Origin of the sequence: Okeania sp. SIO3B5 (assembly GCF_010692555.1) — a bacterium.
Classification (GTDB): Bacteria; Cyanobacteriota; Cyanobacteriia; order Cyanobacteriales; family Microcoleaceae; genus Okeania.
In genome coordinates this window covers 17,700-37,938 of record NZ_JAAHHG010000050.1, presented here as the reverse complement: position 1 = coordinate 37,938, position 20,239 = coordinate 17,700, and the positions used below count along the sequence as shown (strand labels likewise).

The following is a 20,239-nucleotide window of genomic DNA, read 5'->3' as shown; positions in this document are numbered from 1 at the left end:
TTAGGTGGATAGTTGGGCAGAACAATCTTGGGACAATTCTTAACTACTACCTCCTCGCTCCCAAGCCATTTCTCCTGTCTCCTGTCTTCCCCTCCACCGGAGGGGGAGGGGCGAGGGGTGGGTTGTCTCCTGTCTCCTACCCCAGGGCAAACGCATCTTATTTTGAAGTTCTGACAGGGCAAGGATGTCAGGCTTATAAATATTTATACTCATTACCTCTCTAAAGCTTAACAGTAGAAACTTCCAGAATTTAGATGCGTTTTCCCTGTCTCCTACCCTCACCCATAAGACTTTTTCAGCAAGCCCTAGGTAATTCCAGTTCAATTTAGGAGCATATTTTGGGCATTTCGAGGGGTAGAAAACCAAGGGAAGATTCTTCTGGCTACCTTTTCTCGGAATCTCATTCCTCCTAGATTCTGAATTTTGGCTCCTCCTCTGAAAAAAAGACTTTTTCAGCAAACCCTAATATGTCATATTTGACTATATTTTTATGAACTATGAAGTTAATGTTCATCTTGAGCAAAAGTACTTAATTTCAGATATTTCAAAATTCATATTTTTCTCATTAAAACCTACATTCCGCACGACAAAACGTAGTGGACTGACACGCCTTAAATGGTGCATTAGATTCAATTCAAATCAAAAGTCAAAAGTCATGCATTCAAAAGTAAGAATTTTCAAGTTAAAAGCTAATGCACAGTTTTAGATGTGTCAGTCTAGTAGTATAAAAAATTAGAATTCAGAATCCAGCAATTCTGCAATTCAGGAGAAAATAATAACGTAGAAATTGAGTATTTATGCTTAATATTTTCCCAAAAATTTGACTCTTAAGAAAGGTTAATGAAGATAATTCATATAGTATAAATACTTAGCAAGGCCGTAATCTTCATACTACTTTTAATGTTACAAAATAGACGTGCGGAATGTGGGTTAACAAAAATAAGAAGTTAATTTGACGGTCAAAAACTTCAGGAAAAAGGGGTTATAGATGATTTAGTTAACCATCAAGTAATAGGTTTAACTATGTTTCATCCTTTTTATCTGTGCTATAGTATATGAAGAATAAGTAGGTTAGCGTTAAAATTTGTCGCTATGTAACAAGATGTAAATTCGACTCAAATCAACTGTAGGTCAGAGCTGGAAGCTAATTTACAAAACTTAATATAGTCAAGCTTGTTTGTACTTACCTACTTAATCTATCAAAATAATTGGGTTTAAAACCCCGCCTTTTAAGGCTAAATATTTTTGGAGAGTTGCTCAAATTCCCGTTACAAAAATAACTTATGACTTATGACTTATGACTTATGACTTATGACTTAGTTGATCAGTCTGATGGACAGTAGTCAAATGTAAACTACTATTGATTTGACATCAATCTAGAAAGACTATAAGGACTATAAGGACTATAAGGACTATAAGGACTATAAGGACTATCAACAGAAGTTAGGATACTTCTACTTTCATGAAATATAATTCTATGACTCCGCTAATTGACTTAATTTATGTCTAGAAAGTGGCAAAAAAATTAAGGTGAGATTATCATTAATTTAATAGATGAAATCTTGATTACTAGCACAAAATTATAGAAAGGTTCAAAGGAGCTATAATTCGGGGGGTGATGAGTAAAGAAAATCAAATTATATCTACTAAAGGAATCGATACAGCCAAGATTCAGTAGACAACAAAATTTACCATAAGAGTCATAAATTAACTTGTTGACTTATAGCCATAGACAATAAAAAAAATAAATCAATTTGTATTGATTTATTAATAACAAATGGGGTGCAGTCAGACCAAAAATCTAGCTGTAGCTAGGAAGACAAAAAGTCAAATAAAATGTTCTAAAAAAACATTTATACTGTGTACTGGCCTCAAATGTTTTGCATTATACTCTCTTATCTAAAAAAACAAGGGAGAATTATAACTTTAAATAGAAATAGTAAGAAGGCCAAAAAAATGTCAAAAGAAATCTTGATTACCAGAGGGCAGGTAGTAATAGTTGATGAACAAGACTATGAGGAATTATCAAAACACAAGTGGTACTTGATAGACGGGTTTGCTGCCAGAACAATTAAGAAAGATGGCAAAAGAACCACAGTTTATATGCACAGAGTGATTATGGATGCTCCTATAGGCGTATCTGTCTATCATATTAACCACAATAAACTAGATAATCGACGAGAGAATTTACGCCTAGTCAAAGGAAGTGCGCGAATGCACAGGAGACCAAGTGTCAAACATTCATCTAAATATCGGGGAGTATACTGGTGTAAGGATAAACGAAAATGGATTGCTGAAATCAAAGTATACAAAAAACAAATACGCTTAGGCCGCTTTGATGTAGAAAAAGATGCTGCTGTTGCTTATGACGAAGCAGCAAGAAAATATTACGGTTCCTTAGCCAGAACAAATTTTACTATGAATAATATAGAAGTAGTAGAAGATCCCCTAATGTAAGTTCAGAAAGATTATTCATAATGATGCAGTATCGACGCTTTGGGCGAACAGAATTACCAATGCCAATATTTTCCTGCGGTGGAATGAGGTATCAATATAAATGGCAAGATGTTCCCCAAAATCAAATCCCACCAAATAATCAACAAAACTTAGAAAATACAATTCGTCGCTCCCTAGAATGCGGAATTAACCACATAGAAACCGCTCGTGGTTATGGTACATCCGAGATGCAGCTTGGAGAAATTTTACCCAAGCTACCAAGGGAAAAACTTATTGTTCAGACAAAAGTAAGCCCAAGCGCCGATCCTCAAGAATTCCAAAGTAAGTTACAGCAGTCCCTCGAATTTTTGCAACTAGAATATATTGATTTGCTAGGCATACATGGGATTAACACATTAGAAATACTCCATAACTCAATTAGGCCAGGAGGTTGTCTGGATGTGGCTCGAAAATTCCAAATACAAGGCCAAGTCAGATTTATTGGTTTTTCTACTCACGGCCCTACTGATGTCATAGTTAAAACTATAGAAACAAATCAATTTGATTATGTTAACTTACACTGGTACTACATTAATCAAAATAACTGGCCAGCAATAGAAGCTGCTAATCATTTTGATATGGGAGTATTTATTATTAGTCCCTCTGATAAAGGAGGAAAACTGTATCAACCACCACAGAAATTAGTTGATTTATGCTATCCACTCAGCCCGATGGTATTTAACGATCTATTTTGTTTGAGTCATCCTCAAGTCCATACATTGAGTTTAGGTGCATCACAACCAACAGATTTTGACGAACATCTCAAAACAATTGAATTGTTAGATCGAGCTGATGAAATATTACCATCAATATTGGCAAGACTAGAGCAAGAAGCGATCGCTCAACTAGGAGAAAATTGGTTCCAAACCTGGGACATTGGTTTGCCCTCTGTAGAAGAGACTCCTGGAAATATAAATATCCCTGTGATTTTATGGTTAAGAAATCTAGCGATCGCCTACGATATGCTCGAATACAGTAAAATGCGCTATAACCTATTAGGTAATGGCAGTCACTGGTTTCCTGGTGCAAATGCTGAACAATTAGAAAAATATGACCTGACTAAATGTCTTGCCAATAGTCCCCATGCCGAAAAAATTCCGGATATTCTTCAAGATACTCATAAACTATTAGGAGGAAAGTCAGTGGAACGTTTGTCTAAAAGTTAAAAGTTAGTTTATTTATTTGCAGTCTATTTTGATTGTTTGACATACTCTCCGGCCTAAAGGCGCGGAGATTCTCCTGAAACCAGGATTCTTGGTTCAATGAGTCCACTTAAACTAAACACCTTGCAGCATCTAGTCCAGAGATGGTTCTCTCCCCAAGCGTTTGCTCTATTTCAAGAGCCCGTTCCCGTATGCCCTACGGTACAGTTCAAACCTTAAAAAAACTTTGGTTCTCTGATACTTGTTGCTTAGAGTTTTTCTATGTACAAGCTAACCAGTACAAAACTCCATAACTCTACTTTTAAAGGTGCAAACGCTACAGTTAAGTAGCTATAGGTTTTTAGAGCGGTTGAATACCTTTCCGCTGTTTCCATAATAACATAAAGTCCCCCTAAAAGGGGGAGGCTTTAAACCCAATTTTTCGGTAAAAAATATTTTGGAATTAATATCGGAGTTAAGTAAAAGTGCTAACAGTTTTAGACTTTAATTAGGGCTTGCTGATTAAATTTTAAAGCATTTACTGATATTGGTTTTAGCCTTTTTAGGTCTGAAATACCTTGGTTTTCAGTTCCAATAGCTCAAAAAGTTAGAATTTTGGGCAATAGTTGGCCAGAAAATCAAGGGATGATTCTTCTGACTACCTCTTCTATAATTCCTATTCCTCCTGACTTCACCGACTCTGTTTGCTTCGCGGTGACAAACGGAAATTTTGGCTCCTACCCCTACTAAAAGACTTTTTCAGCAAACCCTAATTAGTTATCTATAATTTTAAATTTTTGACCAAAAAATATGGTTTCTAGTCTCTCCTTTCCCGGCTATGAAAAAAGTAAATTTTAGTATTTCAAGCCTCTGACTTTAGCGCTATCCCTTATAAGAAACTCCTGAAACCCTATAGATGGGGGGGCGGGAGATGGGGAGATGGGGGAAAAAGCCTCTAATTAGGGCTTGCTGAAAAAATTGGTTGTGGGGGTAGGACACGGAGACGCGGGGACGCGGGGACGCGGAGATGGGTGGAACAGGCAACGGTTTCAGCCATTTTATGTGAAGAAGTTTTCTTGAATTTCAGCAGAAAATTTCAGTAAATTGATGCAAATAAGAGCAAATAACCAGAAGATAAACTGAATAGAAAAAGCTCAATTACTTTAGCTATCCTTGCTTTTAGCTTTATTCAGCAAACCCTAATTAAATATGTTTACTCTCCCGGAATACCCAATTAAATGGCTAACACATAACTTGACAAAAATATCATTTTATGTATTAGAGTCTGAAAGTTCCTAGTGTCGTTGCGATCGCAACGACAAAAAACAACTTTTAGGAGTACACAAGTTAGTCAATTTGTCAAAGCTTGTAAAACCAATAAAATGGTCGTAAGTTTTTTATAATAGGCATTATCCACTTTTGTAAAGAATTGTGCTGATAATGGATAGCTTTTAGGGATAGAATTGACCAATAAGGAAAAAACTTATTCTCTTGGTCGATTTGATATGGCGAGGAAACCCGCTCTTATCAGAGCCGCTCCGCTTTATATGTTGCGGAGCAAAACGCCATCCCTCGACCGCTTTTTTCCCCTTGAAAGGGGAGGCTAATAAAGCTGAATTATTTAATTATTTAATTATTAATTATTAATTATTAATTGTTGAATATATCCATATATAATTAAAATTTGATATTTTAAAAAAAAATCTATGTCGTATGAACATATTTTTAACAGTAAAGTAAAATGTTCAGAGGAATTAACCTCTAATGAAGCCATCTTTGCTATTGGTTTAATGGTTATGGCAGTTGATGGTGATATTGATATGAATGAAGTAGAAATTTTAGAGGGTTTTTTACTCAGAAAAGGATTCAATGCTAAAGAAGTTGATGCAGCTAGAGAAAAAGTTTTAAGAATTATTAGTAAAGAAAAAAACGAAGCATTATTTTCTGCCGCAAAACAAGCACTTCAAGATGAAAAAGAAATAGAAAATGCTTTTGATTTAGCAGTAAAAGTCGCAATAGCAGATGATAAAGTAACAGAAGAAGAAAATAGTTTTGTGATCGAGTTAGCCAATACTCTAAAAATTAGTCAGGAAAAGGTAAATAAAATAGTTGAAGATGCAACAAAGTATTATCGTAATTCAGGAAAATTAATAGAAAGAATTGACGAAATTTTATTACAATTACCTATAGGATCTAAATACGAAGGCTATATTAATTCAACGATAGGTTTAAGATCGCTAAATATAAAAATACGCACTCCAGATAACGAGTTAGTCATACTTAATATTGATGAAACTCGAGATGAGGCTCAAATAGAAATGGAATTGGAACCAGCTCCACCTTGGATGATTTAAATAGGGAGTAGGGGAGTAGGGGAGTAGGGGAGATAAAGACACCTAGAAATAAAAATCTATTGCAAAGTTTTAGCTGTGGAGCGTCTACTACCAATAATGTTCCGTAAGTCCTAATTAATATTAATCCACTTGAATATTTTAAATTTAATTTAACCGAAAAATTTAGGTATAAAGCCTCTCCATTCATGGGGAAAAAAGCGGTCGAGGAATGGATGAGTTTCCTAACCATATCCATGAGACCAAGAGAAGAAAAAAAATCCTTTGATCCAATACTCTTATTTATAAGAAGAGAGAATTCTAAATTATTGAATAGATTAATGCTCAAAAAAGAATTAAGAAGCTCACTGTTGAAAAAACGTCAGTCTATGCCAGAAATTGAATGGAGAGAAAAGAGCGATCGCCTTTGCCACCACTTACAAAATTTTTCCCTATTTCAAAAATCTCAAACTGTTTTAGCTTACTTTAGTTTCCGTCAAGAAGTAGACCTTAGTTTATTATTTATAAATAATAGAGAAAACCCAATAAATTCTATTAAAATTTGGGGATTTCCACGGTGTGTAAAAAAAAGTTTATTTTGGCATATTTGGCAACCAGAAAATTCTTTACAAAAAGGCAATTATGGTATTTTAGAACCAGAATCAAACGCACCATTATTACATTCGTCAGAAGTAGATTTAATTTTAATTCCTGCTGTTGCTTGCGACTTAAATGGTTATCGTTTAGGCTATGGTGGTGGTTTTTATGACCGGATGTTAAGTACTGAAGAATGGGCATCAAAACCTACTATAGGAATTGTATTTGAATTTGCTTACTTACAACAGTTACCTATAGATCCTTGGGATAAACCTCTCAGTGCTGTTTGTACAGAAAATGGTGTCATTTCAGTTATCAGTTAACAGTGATCAGTATCTCAGACTAAAGCTGTTGTTTAATAATGGATAATGGATAATTGATAATTGATAATTACCTCTCCCTAAAAGGAAGAGGATTGAATAAAAGAAAAAAATAAATTTTTTCCCCCTTGAAAGGGGAGGCTTTAAACCTAAATTATTGAATTATTGAATTATTGAATTATTAATTATTCGGTAAAACAGATAATATATAACAGGCAATAGGCATCTCCAGAAAAGAGGGAAGAGGGAAGAGGGAATAGGGAACAGGAAACAGGAAACAGGAAACAGTAAAGATATTTCTAGGGAAACGGTATGGAAAATAATTTTGTGAGGAACTTATACAACTCTAGCTTATGCTAAATAAAGGGCAAGTTTATTTTCTGGAGATATCTATATATTTATCGCTATTCAACCGGACATGATATTAGTTTCTAAATTGAAAATTTTCTCCTTGTTCTTTGTTGTTTGTTACTTCTTGGTAACTCCTACTTTAGCAATTCAGACAAAAGATGGTACAGTTTATTTCGCTCAACCACCTCGCCTAGTTAAGGCAGTCACTACCCGCAGTGAAACCTATGTTTGGAGTGCAACCTATTACTTTACTCTGAGTTTATTGCCTGATGCTGGTGTGCCACTAGAACGAGTGATAATTACCAAAACTGAAGGACCTGGCAATATCCGATATAACTCAAAGAAAATTATTGCCTTTGAAGGAACCCATCGCCAGAAAGGACAGCAACTGGTAGTTGAGGAAGTGGCAGTTGATCGGGAAACTAATACTGTTTCAGTAACTTTTGACCCTCCAGTACCTCCAGGCAAAACTTTTACCATAGGTTTGCGTCCAGTACGGACTCCTAAGTATGGAGGTATTTATTTATTTGGAGTGACTGCTTTTCCGGTTGGAGAAAAATCATCTGGTCATTTTCTTGGCTATGGTAGACTTCATTTTTACGACAGCTCCAATAGTTATGATTAAAAGATATTACCAAAAATTTTAGAATGGTGAAAGCAGTTATTTTATTGTCAGGAGGATTAGATTCCTCAACAGTTTTGTACCAAGCAAAAGCAGATGGTTGTGAATGTTATGCTATTTCTTTTGACTACCAACAACGCCATCGTCGAGAGTTAGACTCAGCCAAAAAAATTGCTGAAAGTGTAGGTGTAGTAGAACATCATGTTGTTAGTTTTGACCTCAGACTATGGGGAGGATCGGCATTAACTGATAATCAAATTGATTTACCAAGCGATCGCTCTGTTGAGGAAATGTCAAAAAATATCCCTATTACTTATGTTCCAGCACGTAATACTATTTTTCTGAGTTTTGCCCTCGCTTATGCTGAAGTTGTCGATGCGAGTCGGGTTTATATTGGGGTAAATGCTTTAGACTATTCGGGTTATCCTGACTGTCGTCCAGACTATATTCAGGCAATGCAAGAAGTTTTTCGCCTGGGAACTAGACAGGGGAGAGAGGGTGAAGCGATCGCTATTGTTTCTCCACTTATTGATATGAAAAAGACCGAAATTATTCAATTAGGGAATAATTTAGGAGTACCTTGGGAAAAAACTTGGTCATGTTATGCAGGTGAAGAAAAACCTTGTGGTATATGTGATTCTTGTCGGTTGCGGTTAGCTGCTTTCCAGGAGTTGGGATTAAAAGATCCGTTGTCTGATTGAAATAGCAGTCAGCAGTCAGCAGTCAGTTATCAGCTTCTCTGGGGTATATAATGGGGTATTCAAACCCCCATAAAAGGCGCACCACTAATTTTTCAAATAAGCGTGGGGGACTTAAACCCTTGGATTTTTGGAGATGTCTAATATAGAATCCGGTGTGCGATTCGTTTGGCCGACAGCAAACCCTAGTTTGCGTTCAGCCAGCCCTGTTAAAGGGTAACTCTGATCATCATGGAGGTTAAATTCCTTCCCGCGCAGGTACCGCGTGACTCCCTAGTCCCAGGATTCTGACACTAGCAATGTCAATCACGAGCGTGCATGGCCTAAAAGCGCAGTAAGGGTAATGTCATCCCAACCCTCTGCCAGGGAAGTTGACAATGGTTATCGAATAGAGAATCTAGTAATATGGGTCGTTACTATAGACAGGGGAAAGACATTGATACCCCTGAACCAAAATGGTATACCTCACATAATTGGAATCAATTAACTGGAGTTGATTTCGTATCTAATTGGGGTCGGTCTAAACTAGGAGCCTAAAGTCAACGTGAAATGGTGTCAGGGAACGAAGTAACTCCTTTTAGCCTCTCTTAAAGAGTAGGAAAAGCGTAAACCTTTGGCTATTAGGAATGAGGAAACCTCTGCGAAGCAAGCCTGGAGTAATGCTCAGGATATGCAGACGTGGGGAGACATTGCAGGTAGGCGTGAAACCGAAATTGTATTAAGCCAAAACGCACGCTGCTGGGGTAAGTAGGCTCAAATCGAGAGTAGGAGACTCTTGTGAAGAAAAACCTCCAGGCAGTCAAGCCAAAGAGCAGCGAAAACCGAAGCCAACAAGCATGGACAAACCTTGAAATATAGGTGCGAAACTAGGTGTAACCAACCTTGAAGAATCCTGCGATGTCAGGAGCCGTATGAGGAGCGAAACTCTCATGTACGGTTTTGGAGTAGAGGTGAGGGATAGCGATATCCCCATCGACTACATCTGAATAGTCGTCCCTATCGACTATAGGAAGCAATCTCCGCGCACCCCTGAGATTGCTTCCTTCCACTCCGTTACAGTCGCTGCGGACTTGAATATAGTAATTATCCGGATTTGATATAAATGCTGTTTGCGGAGCATGACAAACGGAAATTCTAAGAAATACCCTAACTATTTGTAGCAAACATTTATTAATTTGGTATGACTCATGTACCTCGCCCTACCGACGACTCCCCTACCTGACTCCTACCACATACCAAAATACTTTTTCAGCAAACCCTACTTAGGAATTTCTCAGAAATCAATTATCTGAGAATATTTAAAAATAAAAATTAAAAATAAATATACGGATTAACTAATTGAATCTTTGACATCCTCTCCGGCCTAAAGGCGCGGAGATTACTACCGAACCGAAGCTCCTCGGCGGGTTGACGTCTCACAGGCTGCTGCTACTTTTGCAGTAGTCTTACGCTTGCCTCCACGTCCGTTTTTTGTCTCGGACTGCCCGCCCGCGACTAATATATTTATTGCTGCATTCTCGTCTAAGAACATGTTTTGCACCACAGTTTAGGCACTCCCATTCTCGCACCTTCAGGTCTAGCTTCCCAGCTTTAAAGCCACAATTTGAGCAAATTTGAGACGTTGGCTCCCAACGACTAATTACTCTAAAATCACGACCATATTTTTCTGCTTTTCCTTCTAAGAATGTCCGGAATTGTCTCCAACCTAAATCTGAAATTGCTCTGGATAGTTTACGGTTTTTAACCATTCCAGAAACGTTTAAATCTTCTAAAACAACTGTTTGGTTTCCACGAATTATTTCAGTAGATAATTTATGTAAAAAATCAGTTCTTGTATCTTTCAGTTTGGCATGGAACTTAGCGACTCTAACCCTGGCTTTTTCATACCTTTTAGATCCTTTAGTTTTATGAGATAATGACTTATTTAACTTTCTTAATTTCTTAATTCGTTTCTTCAGAGGCTTAGGAGCATCAACCTTTGTGCCATTACTCAAAGTAGCAAAAGTTTTAATTCCTAAATCTATTCCAACTGAATTATCAGTTTTAGATAAGATTTCTGGTTGTATTTCTACTACAAAACTCAAGAAATATCTATGAGCGGAATCTTTTATTACTGTTACTGATGATGGAGCAGTGGGTAACTCTCTTGACCAAACTATTTTCAGCTTTCCAATTTTAGCGTTGCTAGGAACTTTATGCTGACCAACTTTAAAACCACCTTTTCTAAACCTAGCAGTTTGCTTTGACTTTCTAGTTTTGAACTTAGGAGGCTTTATAGGTCTACCTTTCCTCTTACCTTTGGTTGACTTAAAAAAGTTTTGATAAGCTTGGTTTAAATCATTTAAAGATTGCTGCAATGGTATATTAGAAACTTCCGATAACCACTCTCTATCTTCAGTCTTTTTGGCTTGAGTAATAAAAAGCTTTTGTAGTTCTGAATTAGTGGGCTTATTTTCTCCCGATTTATACTTCTGTTGGCAACAAGCTAGACTATCATTCCAAACAACACGAACACAGCCAAATAGCTTGGCTAATCGGTATTTTTGTCCCGGCGTTGGATATATACGGTACTTAAATCTAGCTTTCATGACTTGAACTTCAAACTAGCAAAATTATAATATATTTATTGAAAAAAAATCAACCCACAATAATAAAGTCGCCCTAGAAGGGCGAGGCTTGAGACCCATTTTTTCGGTCAAATTCTACCAATTTACCTTAAAATTTTATTAATGGCTATTACAATTTTATAAAAAAATAATGCTGTTTTAGATTTTCGTGTTTTGATTTCTCCTTTTTAAGCACAAAATAATTATTCAACTTCATTACCACTAAATATTGTAATTGTCAAGATAAAAACCTTTATAATTTTGAATTTTTGATAGTTTTTAATTATGGAATGGCAAGAAAATTCTGGTAATTGGGTACTAATACCTTCTCGCCCCAAAGCAATCGTACATTTTTTGGGAGGAGCATTTGTTGGAACTGCGCCCAATGTAAGTTATCGGTGGTTATTGGAAATGCTGGCAAATCAAGGATATGCAGTAATAGCGACTCCTTTTGTCACGACTTTAGATCATTTAGAAATGGCTAACAATGTTATCAACAGTTTTGATAACTGTCTCAATCTTATTTATACTCAAAGGATACTGCGAAAAAAAAATCTACCTATATATGGCATTGGGCATAGCATGGGATGTAAGTTACATTTACTTATAGGTAGCTTATTTTCTCTAGAAAGAGCTGGAAATATTTTGATATCCTTTAATAATTATGCAGCTCGTGATGCAATACCCCTGGTGGAACAGATATCTCCTGTGATGAAAGTAGAATTTACTCCATCTCCTAAGATCGCAAACCGTCTAATTCAAAAGCGTTATCAAATTCGGCGCAACTTATTGATTAAATTTAACGACGATAATATAGATCAAACTCTTCGTTTGAGTGATTTGTTGAGATTACGTTTTCCTGATATGGTGACAGTTAAAAGATTAAATGGAAACCATTTAACACCTTTGGGTCAAGATATAAGTTGGCCTATAGGAAAAGTATATACTCCTGTAGATGCGATCGGTCAATGGTTAAAACAAGAAATTTATCGAGACCTCAATCAACTTAAACGTGAAATTTTGCTTTGGCTCAATCCATTGGCACAAATATCATAGTGCCGCTACGCGGAAGTCAAAAATCAAAAATCAAAAGTCAATCATTTTTGATTTGTAATTGTTTTAGGATTTTGTAACTGGTAAGTTATTTCCGCCACCCTGCAATAGCTTTACACTTATAAATTTTAGATTAAGCTGTTAATATCAGAAGTTTGATTTTGTTCTTTGGGGTATGGCCAATAACTTTTACTAATGAACAAACAATTCCGATTTTCGGACGTACTACGGGTATAACTAATATGGTCTGCTATAGCATACATAAGTTTTATACCTCGTCCACCAGGAGCAAATATATCTGTTTGAGCTGGTTGTGCTTTTAACCATTCTGCTAAGTCAAAAGGCATACCAAAATCCCAAATTCTAATTTCTATGTGGTCGCTGAACATTGTAACTTCAATGTCTATAAGTGTTTCTCTAGATAAATCTTTGTGGGCATGACGAGCTGCATTAGTAAAACCTTCAGCTAAAGCCAACTCACACTGTAGCCAAACTGTTTTTGGAATAGCTACTTGATATAATTGTTCAAACCATGACAAAACTTTGTCGTTTTCTCCAAGGTCTGAACTAACTTGTAAAAAAGCGCTACGTTTCGTAGGTAATTTATCAGATCTTTTTACTTTATCCACACTTACTTTCTTAAATTTATTACATAATATTTTAGGTATATCCTAAGCTATATTGTAAAGTATGTATATAAAATTTATGTAAATAATTTAAACAAAGGAAGAAAGTTGATGAAAAAAGGGATTCGCTCCCAATATAAAATTGAAGACCACTAATTTTTCAAAGGTGTGGGAGAATTAAACCCAATATCTGTAAAATGAAGGAAGTAAGAAAAGAAAAAAATATTAGCACTTTACTTATATCCTTCCTCCTGCTTCTTTTGAATGAAACGAGTTGAAATAAAAACTCCTGTTGGTCTACTCACTTTTATGTTGGCTTTAGCCGAAACAGTGAATTGTTTAACTGAGTGCATGATGTATAAAATTTTGGTTATTGATGATGATATTGCTATTCAGGAATTGCTCAAAAGAGCTCTCCAGAAACAGGGTTATGAAGTGACAGTAGCAAGTAATGGTGAAGATGGTTTTCAACAGGCACAAAATTTACAACCTGCTTTAATTATCTGTGACTGGATCATGCCAATACTCACAGGAATAGAGGTATGCAGCCGAGTTAAAGCAAATTCTGAGCTATCTACCACTTTCTTCATTTTATTAACTTCTTTAGGAACGGTTCAAGATCGAGTTAAAGGTCTGGATGCAGGTGCTGATGACTTTATTTCTAAACCAATAGAAATGAGTGAATTGACGGCCAGAGTCAGAGCAGGATTGCGATTACATCAGCTATCTCAAGACTTACAAACCCAAAAGCAACTACTAGAAGCAGAGTTAGCTGAAGCTGCTGATTATGTGCGCTCTCTTCTGCCAGAACCTTTAATGGAACCAGTAAAAGTTGAATCACAGTTTATTCCTTCTCGCAAATTAGGAGGAGACTGCTTTGATTATTATTGGCTAGACGACAATTACTTAGCGGTGTATTTACTGGATGTAGCTGGCCATGGTTTACGGGCTGCACTTCCTTCTGTTTCAGTGTTGAATTTATTAAGATCTAAGGCAATACCGAATATAGATTACCATCAACCTAGTGATGTACTTAGAGCTTTGAATAATACTTACCAGATTACTTATCAAAATGATAAATACTTTACAATCTGGTATGGGGTATATAATCGCTCTGAGAATCAACTGGTATATGCAAGTGCAGGTCATCCTCCGGCTGTTTTAATTTTAGGTAATGGTCAGCTTAGTCAGGTGAATAAGTTGAAAACTCCAGGAATGCCTATTGGTATGTTTCCAGATGTGACTTATGTTGATAATTCTTGTGTAGTTGAGAAGTTGAGTTCTCTGTATATCTTTAGTGATGGTGTTTATGAAATTCCTCAACCTGGAGGAGAAATCTGGGGTATAGATAATTTTATCAATCTAATTTTAGAGTACCATAAATACGGTTATTTTCATCTAGATAAGATCTTAAACTATGTGCGAGATTTGAATTGTGGTCATGCCTTTAGTGATGATTTTTCTTTACTAAAAGTTATTTTTGGTTAGCTTACTGATATAAGCTAGGATACATTTAGATTTTATCTTCCTTGTGAAGGGCTAGTAACTGTTGGCTATAATCTGGTATAATCGCGTGATCATCTCCAATTATCTATAATTTATGCTACTTGGATTTAAAACTGAACTGCACCCAAATAATCAGCAAAAAACCATGATGGCTAAACACGCGGGTGTAGCCCGTCATGCAAATAAATTGGGGATTATGGTTAACCCGAAATATATTGAATCATAACCACCATAATCCAGACAGCAAACTTAAGTTTCCTACTGCAATTGACCTGCATAAACTGTTAGTAGGTAAGCATTCAGCTATTAGCAGTTTGAATACCTACACTTTGGAGAAAGTAAGGCAGAGGGCAGCTATGCTGGAGGCAGAAGGAAAGGAGAAAGTTTTAAGGTAAAGTTTTTTTTATCATTAATTATCCGGACATGATATTAAGGATCAATCCTCTCCCTTTTAGGGAGAGGTAATTATCCATTATCCATTATCCATTAGACATTTCCAATAATAAAAAATAAAATCAATTATCCCAAAGAAATTATCAATTCTTCCCCTCCACGGTCGGGGGAGGGGTTAGGGGTGGCTTCCCTACTTCCTCTTTTCTGGAGATGTCTATTCTCCATTATCCATTAATGAATTCCCTTGCTAGAGATGCTTTTGATTGAATCATAGAAATTTATTTATTAAATTTTGCATTTATGTTGTATCATATAAGCCAATTCATTTATTTATCGGAGGACTAGGCTGTGAATTTTGTTAGGACTAATCAACAACTTTTAAAGTTAGGGCTGTTAACAATGACTACATTCTTTTTATATACATTTTCAGCAAAAGTTCTAGCATATAAACACAATCTAGAAACAGAGAAAGGAACTATATTATTAACTGAATTACCCCGGAATAATCGACGCGTTTGTCTTCAACGTGGAACTAACTGGTCTGAAGTAAATTATTTTGAATCCAAGAACTATTTTGCCAATATTTGTCGTCAACCAAATGGTCAATTAATGTTAATTGCAGGGAGAAAATCTAATCCGACTCAAGTTTTAGAGTTACCTGTAGAATTTAATCAAGGATATGCTGCAATTGATGGTAATAAAACTTTCAGAGTGAATGATGGTTCTTTTAGTTTAGCAATTAATGGTCTGGTAGTGAAGAGAGAAGAAATTACTTATCAAGAACAATGAAACTAAGTGTTGTTTATTTGTGATTGAAGCAAAAATTAAAAATAATATATTTATCTAAATGTTGGCATTTATACCCGCGCTCTCCCGCAGGGGAGCGAAGGGGTGGGAATGCCAATCAATAAGAGCGGTTTTGCAGATAATCTGTTAACATACAAATATTGCTTAACCAAAAATCAAGGTTAAGATTACTGTAACTATTCAATCAAGTCGCCGAGGGGCACTGGTCGATTATTTATCGGACACAGAGGAAGCGTGATTACTGGTATTGCCAGCATTTTCCAGTGAGGTGTCAACCCGCCCTGAATCTTTCAGTGTAGGGGCGATTCGCGAATCGCCCCTACAGTCTGTTTGATTGATGGATGGGAATCCCGCGCTGTCTCGCAGAGCAGCGTCGGGAGGATGTCAATAGAGTAATTATTTCATCTCTAAAAAAAAGAGTTTCACAGATGTAATTTCAGTGAAACTTTTAACTCCCCCGGCGGGAAGTCCCGCACTCTCCCGGAGGGGAGCGTCCTATGGGAAAGCCGGGCGTTGTATTTGTTGTTCCTATGCGAATTTTTTCTTTATTCTCTTTATAGAATACATACTATAGTTATTTTACTATAGTTATTGACAATTGCAAATATAGTCACTATAATTGTTACCAACACAGGGGGAGGACATCACCTCTGTTAAAACAGCGGTCAGGGTTTCTCTGGCTGAAGAATCCCGCGATGCCCTTGCAAGCGCAACGTCGGGAGTATGTCAAATCAATTCAACTATTAACTTGACTTAGACTTCTAGACTTGCTATCAGTCAAAGTCTAGAAAGTCTATCCAAGAAAATTAGATAGAGAAGTCAGGATTAACATAGTAACTCAAATCTTCATCCGTGAGACCATTGACATCAACAGTACCTAGATTCTGATAAAAACCACTTTCGGCAGTTTCGACCTGCTGTACTTCTAACTCTTTGATCTTGAATCGGTCTTCAGGAGTTGGGTCGGAGGTAGAAGCTGCAATAACAAGTATATTACCACTCACTTCACCATTATTGATATCTGCCCAACGTGAACTTGAACCGCCATTATTGTCTTGTGTGAATTCAAGACTGTCTAAGAAATTATCACTTAAGATATTGTGGTTAGTGAACGCATCTTCCTTGCTACCTACCCAATAAGTAATATCACTGTCATTTGTCACGGAAGCTAAGAATGCCTCATCGACAACAACATCCTCAGAGAATTCAAATAAGACATAGTTGTCTCGATATACATTGTCAACTTTATGCTTGTTATTGCTTCCATTACCTTCTGAGGTATCAGTGACTCCGAGTCCACCAGAGAAACTACCCAAAAAGCCTTCATCCCAATTTCCGTGTTCATCGCGACTGAAAGCACTAGCGTTTACAGAGAGGTCACCAGCATCAAAGGTACGAATATTACCATCGGGACCATCTAAACCACTATTGCCTGTGAAATTAAAGGTTTCAGTTGTACCCTCTGTAACTGTTGTCAAGTCTTGAGCTGTTCCTGTTTGTTCGTAAATCCATGTTTCACCAGGATCTAAGGTGTTATCTCCGTCTCCTTGGTCAGAGATGTTGGTAATTGTGCCTTCTTGGTCGTCAGTTACTTCAATATCAGATTTATCAAAAGGTACATCACCAGTATTGGTTACTTCATAAGTCCAAGTAACTGGATGATGAGGCTCAATCACTGCTGCTTCTGCTACAGTATCAGCATTTACGCCGTTGGTGAACTTTTCAATGTCAATGCCAGGATTTTGAGGTTCGTCAGGGTTGGTGTAACCACTTTGGTCTTCATCACTTACAGAACCAGCAGTTACAGTTCCAATGTTGACATAATTGCCGATGGTGGTGTCACCCGCTACAGAAATATCCAGTTTTTTCAACTTGAAGGCATCATTGTGCTGGTCTTGACGTGCAGAAATAACGATGGTATCACCTGTTAACTCATCAGCATTAAAGTTAGCCCAGCGAGCCTTGTCACTACCGCCATTGCCACCATTTTGATTTTCTTTGGCGAAGTCGTTTAAGATATCGCTATCCAATAGTGAGATGTCTCCATCGCGATCACCTATCCAGACTGAAATATCGCTATCATCGCTGATAGAACTGAGGAATGCCCGATCTACAGTGACTTCTTGGTCGAATTCAAAGAGGATATAATCGTTGCTAGTACCATTATCTACTCGGTGATGGGAACCACTTTCATTACGGTTAGTAACTCCTAAACCACCGCCATAAGCTCCAAGGTAAGCAGTCTTCCAGTCTCCACCACTCTTATTACTGCTGAATGCCCTGACATCTACTGATACTCCATTTTGAGTAAAATTACGGACATTTCCGTAACTACCTGTTGTGGAACTGTTACCCGTGAGGTTGAAGGTGATGTCTTGGGAGCTGGTGGCAGTGCTTAAGTCTTGAGCTGTTCCTGTTTGTTCGTAAATCCAGGTTTCACCAGGAGCTAAGGTGTTATCGCCATCGCCTTGGTCAATGATATTAGAAATTATGCCTTCCTGGTCATCAGTAACCTCAATTTCACTTTTGGCAAAGGAGACATCACCAGTGTTGGTTACTTCATAAGTCCAAGTAACTGTTTGACCAGCAGCAATTTCTACTGCTTCCTCTATGGTGTCAGCATCTATACCATTAGTGAACTTCTCAATGTCGATACCAGGGTCTTGTGGTTCGCCGTTAACATAGTGACTAGGATCTTCGTCGGTGATATCATCAGCAACAACTGTACCAATGTTCTTATAGATACCGTCACCTATGCTGTCAAAATCTAAGCCAGAAATAGCACCACTACCAGCCAGTTCGACTTCTACTTGAACAACATCATCGTTATTGATATTTAAAGTTTGGAGGCTACCATTACCAGGAGCAGGAATTGAGGTAGTAGTTATATTTCCGTCAGCATCGGTAGTGCGAACTTCACCACCCGTTTCCTCAATGTCTACGAAGCTAATAGAGTTGAAATCGACTGGGTTATCTAAGTCAAAGGTAATTACTCCACCATCAGCATTGTCATCAGGCTCGGAACTGTCACCATCTTCGGAAATGATTAAGATGTTGCCTTCACTGTCTGTTGCTAAATCTGGGTCTCCACCAGTTGGATTAGCACTATCAAAGATCATGGCACCGAATTGAGTAGCTGAAATTGTTACTCCTAGATTCTGGTATTCGTCATCAATAATTGTACCAGCAGGTAAAGCATTGCCCTCACCATCAGTTTCAAAATCAATAACGGTGTTAGTAACAGTAGATAAATCTTGAGCAATTCCTGTTTGTTCGTAAATCCATGTTTCACCAGGATCTAAGGTGTTATTTCCATCCCCTTTGTCAATGATGTTAGAAATTATGCCTTCTATGTCGTCAGTGACTACAACTTCACTTTCGTCGAAGGGTACATCACCAGTATTGGTTACTTCATAAGTCCAAGTAACTGTCTCGCCAGCATTAATTTCTGGTGCTTCCTCTGGAGTGTCAGCATCTACGCCGTTAGTGGACTTTTCAATTTCGATGCCAGAATCAAGTTCAAAGAAACCTGCATCTATTGTTTCGTTATTATCTCCAGAGGAAAGAGTCACTACATCACTCATTAACCCGTTGTCTGGGTCGGCATCGGAGTCTACAGTAGGGTCTCCTCCTGCTTGGAATGGACTTACTCCATCGAAACCATCTGGGGTGACAAACATTACTTTGTAGTCCCCGGGGGTTAAACCTGTGAATTCGTATAAGCCGTTTTCATCTGTTGTGGTGGTGATTGGGTCTCCGTTCTCGTCTAAGACTGGGTTGCCATCACCATCTAGGAGTTTGACTTCGGCGTTGGGAATTCCTGACTCTCCATTATTTTGTACCCCATCTTGGTTTTCGTCGTTGAATACGAAGTCTCCTAGTCTTGCTGTTTTGAAGAAACCTGCGTCTATTGTGGGGTCATTTTCTCCAGGGTTGAGGGTGACTACATCACTCATTAACCCGTTGTCTGGGTCGGCATCGGAGTCTACAGTAGGGTCTCCTCCTGCTTGGAATGGACTTACTCCATCGAACCCATCTGGTTGAGTGAACATTACTTTGTATTCTTCACCAGGAGTCAGGTCTGTGAATTCATAGAAACCTTGCTGTGTCCCTGGAGTGTTGGGGTCATCTCCTGTTGTGGTTGTGGCTACTACGTCATCTATTTCTCCATCGTTGTCGGTGTCTGCTAACAGCTTCACTTCTACACCGTCGATGCCTAACTCTCCTGCATCTTGGATACCGTTGCCGTTTGTGTCCTCGAAGACGAAGTCTCCTAGAGTTGCTGGTTCTGGCTCTTCAAAGAAACCTGCATCTATTGTTTCGTTATTATCTCCAGAGGAAAGAGTCACTACATCACTCATTAACCCGTTGTCTGGGTCGGCATCGGAGTCTACAGTAGGGTCTCCTCCTGCTTGGAATGGACTTACTCCATCGAAACCATCTGGGGTGACAAACATTACTTTGTAGTCCCCGGGGGTTAAACCTGTGAATTCGTATAAGCCGTTTTCATCTGTTGTGGTGGTGATTGGGTCTCCGTTCTCGTCTAAGACTGGGTTGCCATCACCATCTAGGAGTTTGACTTCGGCGTTGGGAATTCCTGACTCTCCATTATTTTGTACCCCATCTTGGTTTTCGTCGTTGAATACGAAGTCTCCTAGTCTTGCTGTTTTGAAGAAACCTGCGTCTATTGTG

The 20,239-nt window shown here is 37.7% G+C and carries 15 protein-coding genes; 11 read left to right on the top strand and 4 right to left on the bottom strand.

The genetic code is table 11. The features are described 5' to 3' along the window. Positions 1–39: 39 nt before the first annotated feature. Positions 40–459, bottom strand: a complete 420-nt coding sequence (locus F6K54_RS09810) for a hypothetical protein (RefSeq protein WP_293076935.1) — start codon at positions 457–459, stop codon at positions 40–42. A gap of 1,497 nt (positions 460–1,956) precedes the next feature. Here F6K54_RS09810 and F6K54_RS09805 point away from each other — a divergent pair. From F6K54_RS09805 to queC, 6 genes are all read left to right on the top strand, one after another. Then, the gene (locus F6K54_RS09805; protein ID WP_293076933.1) at positions 1,957–2,457 is read left to right on the top strand and encodes an AP2 domain-containing protein; all 501 of its coding nucleotides are present in this window, start codon (positions 1,957–1,959) and stop codon (positions 2,455–2,457) included. Between the two features lie 20 nt (positions 2,458–2,477). Further along, positions 2,478–3,662, top strand: a complete 1,185-nt coding sequence (locus F6K54_RS09800; protein WP_293076931.1) for an aldo/keto reductase — start codon at positions 2,478–2,480, stop codon at positions 3,660–3,662. A 1,682-nt stretch (positions 3,663–5,344) separates the two neighbouring features. After that, the gene (locus tag F6K54_RS09795; RefSeq protein WP_293076929.1) at positions 5,345–5,992 is read left to right on the top strand and encodes a tellurite resistance TerB family protein; all 648 of its coding nucleotides are present in this window, start codon (positions 5,345–5,347) and stop codon (positions 5,990–5,992) included. 317 nt (positions 5,993–6,309) lie between these two features. Further along, the gene (locus tag F6K54_RS09790; RefSeq protein WP_293076927.1) at positions 6,310–6,888 is read left to right on the top strand and encodes a 5-formyltetrahydrofolate cyclo-ligase; all 579 of its coding nucleotides are present in this window, start codon (positions 6,310–6,312) and stop codon (positions 6,886–6,888) included. Between the two features lie 415 nt (positions 6,889–7,303). After that, on the top strand, positions 7,304–7,861 hold the full coding sequence (locus tag F6K54_RS09785; protein ID WP_293076925.1) for a DUF2808 domain-containing protein: 558 nt from the start codon (positions 7,304–7,306) through the stop codon (positions 7,859–7,861). A gap of 26 nt (positions 7,862–7,887) precedes the next feature. Beyond that, positions 7,888–8,559, top strand: a complete 672-nt coding sequence (gene queC, locus F6K54_RS09780) for a 7-cyano-7-deazaguanine synthase QueC (RefSeq protein WP_293076939.1) — start codon at positions 7,888–7,890, stop codon at positions 8,557–8,559. 1,442 nt (positions 8,560–10,001) lie between these two features. Here the strand turns inward: queC and F6K54_RS09775 are convergent. Further along, positions 10,002–11,144, bottom strand: a complete 1,143-nt coding sequence (locus F6K54_RS09775) for an RNA-guided endonuclease TnpB family protein (RefSeq protein ID WP_366558090.1) — start codon at positions 11,142–11,144, stop codon at positions 10,002–10,004. Positions 11,145–11,447: 303 nt separating this feature from the next. Between F6K54_RS09775 and F6K54_RS09770 the strand changes: the two genes are divergently transcribed. After that, on the top strand, positions 11,448–12,218 hold the full coding sequence (locus F6K54_RS09770; RefSeq protein WP_293076923.1) for a DUF1350 family protein: 771 nt from the start codon (positions 11,448–11,450) through the stop codon (positions 12,216–12,218). A gap of 125 nt (positions 12,219–12,343) precedes the next feature. Here the strand turns inward: F6K54_RS09770 and F6K54_RS09765 are convergent, their stop codons facing one another. After that, positions 12,344–12,844 (bottom strand): ATP-binding protein, encoded by a 501-nt coding sequence (locus F6K54_RS09765; protein WP_293076921.1) that lies wholly within the window; start codon positions 12,842–12,844, stop codon positions 12,344–12,346. A 351-nt stretch (positions 12,845–13,195) separates the two neighbouring features. On the opposite strand from F6K54_RS09765, the gene F6K54_RS09760 reads away from it, so the two are divergent. The 4 genes from F6K54_RS09760 (at position 13,196) to F6K54_RS09745 (ending at position 15,529) form a co-directional block, all read left to right on the top strand. Continuing rightward, the gene (locus tag F6K54_RS09760) at positions 13,196–14,329 is read left to right on the top strand and encodes a PP2C family protein-serine/threonine phosphatase (RefSeq protein WP_293076937.1); all 1,134 of its coding nucleotides are present in this window, start codon (positions 13,196–13,198) and stop codon (positions 14,327–14,329) included. A gap of 112 nt (positions 14,330–14,441) precedes the next feature. Then, entirely contained in the window at positions 14,442–14,573 is a 132-nt protein-coding gene (locus F6K54_RS09755; RefSeq protein WP_293076920.1) for a helix-turn-helix domain-containing protein, read from the top strand. Next, the gene (locus tag F6K54_RS09750) at positions 14,563–14,742 is read left to right on the top strand and encodes a hypothetical protein (RefSeq protein ID WP_293076918.1); all 180 of its coding nucleotides are present in this window, start codon (positions 14,563–14,565) and stop codon (positions 14,740–14,742) included. The genes F6K54_RS09755 and F6K54_RS09750 overlap by 11 nt, the downstream gene beginning before the upstream one ends. Before the next feature lie 346 nt (positions 14,743–15,088). Beyond that, the gene (locus F6K54_RS09745) at positions 15,089–15,529 is read left to right on the top strand and encodes a hypothetical protein (protein WP_293076916.1); all 441 of its coding nucleotides are present in this window, start codon (positions 15,089–15,091) and stop codon (positions 15,527–15,529) included. A gap of 824 nt (positions 15,530–16,353) precedes the next feature. Here the strand turns inward: F6K54_RS09745 and F6K54_RS09740 are convergent. After that, on the bottom strand, positions 16,354–20,239 hold a 3,886-nt coding region (locus tag F6K54_RS09740; protein ID WP_293076914.1), incomplete at its 5' end, for an SdrD B-like domain-containing protein.